This window comes from Kitasatospora sp. NPDC059571 (genome assembly GCF_042735675.1).
Classification (GTDB): domain Bacteria; phylum Actinomycetota; class Actinomycetes; order Streptomycetales; family Streptomycetaceae; genus Kitasatospora.
Window position 1 is genome coordinate 1 of the sequence record NZ_JBHWBW010000635.1, and the last position, 2,863, is coordinate 2,863.

Sequence of the window (2,863 nt, forward strand, 5' to 3'; positions counted from 1 at the left end):
CCCCGCCCCCCCCCCCGCCGCCGGGCGGGCCGCGGGGGGCCCCCCGCCGCCCTCGTTCCCGCCCACCGCCGCCGCCACTCCGCACCCCGCCCGGCCCCGGGCCGGGCCGCGAGGCCGGTGGCGCCGCAGACTCCGTCGGGTAGTGTCGCTAGCTGGTTCACCGGCGGACGGAGCGGACAGTGACAGCGGTACGAGAGGCGGGCCGGGCGCCCCAGCGGCAGCCCGGGGAGTCCCCGATCCCGAACCGATCCCGGGCCGCGGCCGTCCCCGTGCTCGGCCCGCTGCTGGCCTCCGCGGCCGCCGCCCTGCGGGCCGCACCGCGCCGGCCGCTGGCCGCGGCGAGCGCCGCGGCCCTGGTGTCCCTGCTCACCTACGCCACCGTCCGGCACTTCGTCGGCACCTCCATGGTCGACATGGTCGTGTACCGGGCCGAGGGCTCCGCCGTCGCCCACGGCCGCGACCTCTACGCGCTGCGGGTCACCGAGTGGAACCTGCCCGCCACCTACCCGCCGTTCGCCGCGATGCTCTTCGTGCCCACGACGTGGTTCGGCCTCGGCTTCCTGCGGGTGGCGATCACCGCCGGCAACGTCGTCCTGCTCGGGGTGCTCGCCCACCTGTCCTTCAAGCTGGCCGACTGGCCCCGGCGCGACCTCCGCCCGGTCGGCGTGATCCTGGTCGCCGGGCTCGGCGTCTGGCTCGAACCGGTCTTCACCACCCTCCGGTACGGCCAGATCAACCTCGCCCTCGCCTGCCTCGTCCTGTGGGACCTCAACCGCTCCGACCGCGCCCGTTCCAAGGGCGTCGCGATCGGCATCGCCGCCGGGATCAAGCTCACCCCCGGTCTGTTCACCGTCTACCTGCTGATCACCGGCCGGGTACGGGCCGCGATCGTCTCCGGGCTGACCTTCCTCGCCACCTTCGCCGTCGGCGCCGCCGTGCTCCCGCACGCCACCTTCGGCTTCTGGACGAAGTACCTCTACGACTCCTCCCGGGTCGGCAAGACCGAGATCGTCGACAACCAGTCCGTCCGCGGCGCCGTCGCCCGGCTGCTGCACACCGCCGACCCCGGCACCCTCGCCATGGCCGTCGCGGCGGTCGTCGCCGTCGCCGGACTCGCCACCGCCGCCTGGGCCCACCGCAGCGCCCGCTGGCTGCCGCGCGGCGAGGCCTGGGGCGTCTGCTGCGCCGCGGTCACCGCGGTGCTGATCTCGCCGATCAGCTGGACCCACCACTGGGTCTGGTGCGTGCCGATGCTGGTCCTGCTGGCCGCCGAGGCCGACCACGAGCGGTCCCGCCCCGCGCCCGTGCGGCGGCTGCGCTGGCGCCCGATCTTCGCACTGACCCTGCTGGCCTTCCTCTCCTTCGCGATGTGGATCGTCCCCCACAAGGGCGACCTCGACCGGCACCTGCCCCCGCTCCACCAGGCCCCGGCGGCCGTCTACCCGCTGGTCGGCCTGGCCTTCCTGGCCGTGGCGGCGCTGCGGGTGGCCGCCCGCCGGCGCGCGGCCGGCGCACCGCTCGTCCGGCTCCCGCAGCAGCGGACCGGCAGCCTCCCCGACGGCCGCCGACCGGGCGACGCCCGGCAGCCCGTGGCCTGAGCACGCCGCCCCGGCGGCTGCCCGGGCCGGGGACAACGGCCCTTCCGGTCGGGATGCGCGTCCGATCGGAGCGAATCGCACACCCGGGCGCCAGGAACCGCCTCGGAGCGATCAGCCGCCGGTTGGGGCGCCGCCACGTACGGGCGAGCGCCCGACCGCGCGCTCACACTCGCCCGTACGGGTGCTGCCCCGCCTCATGCCAGCAGCTCGGCGAGGCAGTGGTCCATGTCCAGCGCGGCCAGCTCGCCGCCCGGCGGCACCAGGCGGTGGACGCGCTCCAGCCACCCCGCCACCGGCGCCAGCGGCACCTCCAGCAGTGCGTCGCCGGCCGGCGAGCTCAGCGCCAGACAGATCATGCTGCGCCGCCCCGACCGGGTCGGCCAGATCCGGACGTCGCCCTGACCGCAGGGCCGGAACGTCCCCTCCACCAGCAGGTCCCGGCCGAACACCCAGGTCACCGGGTTGCCCGTGTCCAGGTGGAAGGTGACGTGGACGGCGAACGGATCGTGGCTGCCGTAGGAGAACCGCGCGGGCACCGGCAGGCTCCGCTCGGGTGAGAGCACGAGCTCCATGTCCAGTTCCAGCTCGACGACGCTCGGGGACTGCTCCATGACCGGGTTCCTCTCCAGCTTTCGCGCGGGTCCTCTGTTCGACCCTTCGGAGAAGGAGAGCCATCGGTTGGGTGGTTCTTACACGCCTTTGCGGACTCTTTCGAATTCGGTCTTTTCCGGAGAACTCCCGGGACCCCCCACGCCGGGGTACTACCCTTTGTGACTGCCCGGCGACTGTCCGCCTGCGCACCGGCCCGCCACGGGCCCGGGATCGAGCGCGGCTGCGGGCACCGGAGGCGCCGGCACGGGACGAAGGAAGAACCGAATGACGGACCGGCCCAACGGTGGCGGCGCGGACACGGCCGTCGGTCCCGTGCCGGGCTACTACCCCGACCCCTCGATCCCCGGTTTCGTCCGCTACTGGGGCGGCACCGCCTGGGTCCCCGGCACCACCCGGCCGGCCCCGGCGGAGGGCGAGGTCCTGGAGCCGCCGCGCTTCGTCGGCCGGCACGCCCCGCACGTGGTGCCGCCGACCGCCGCACCGCCGCCCGCCTCCGCGGCGCCCTCCAGGGCCTCCGCCCCGGCCGGTCCCGGCAGCGTGCTGCCCGGGCAGCCGGGGGAGCGGTCCGGGCCGGCCGCCGCACCGCCGTGGGCGACGGACGGACAGGCCGGCGGGGGGGCGGGGGCGGGGCGGGCGGCCGGGCTGTCCGGCGC

Annotated in this window: 3 protein-coding genes; 2 read left to right on the plus strand and 1 reads right to left on the minus strand. The window is 76.1% G+C overall.

The window, feature by feature from the left end:
• The first annotated feature begins 179 nt into the window (after positions 1–179).
• Positions 180–1,598, plus strand: coding sequence for a glycosyltransferase 87 family protein (locus tag ACFV0G_RS36970; protein ID WP_380557449.1), 1,419 nt, complete (start codon positions 180–182; stop codon positions 1,596–1,598).
• Positions 1,599–1,792: 194 nt separating this feature from the next.
• Here the strand turns inward: ACFV0G_RS36970 and ACFV0G_RS36975 are convergent, their stop codons facing one another.
• A complete protein-coding gene (locus ACFV0G_RS36975) occupies positions 1,793–2,209 on the minus strand; it encodes an SsgA family sporulation/cell division regulator (protein ID WP_380557452.1) in 417 nt (138 codons plus the stop codon).
• 265 nt (positions 2,210–2,474) lie between these two features.
• On the opposite strand from ACFV0G_RS36975, the gene ACFV0G_RS36980 reads away from it, so the two are divergent.
• On the plus strand, positions 2,475–2,863 hold a 389-nt coding region (locus ACFV0G_RS36980), incomplete at its 3' end, for a DUF2510 domain-containing protein (RefSeq protein WP_380557455.1).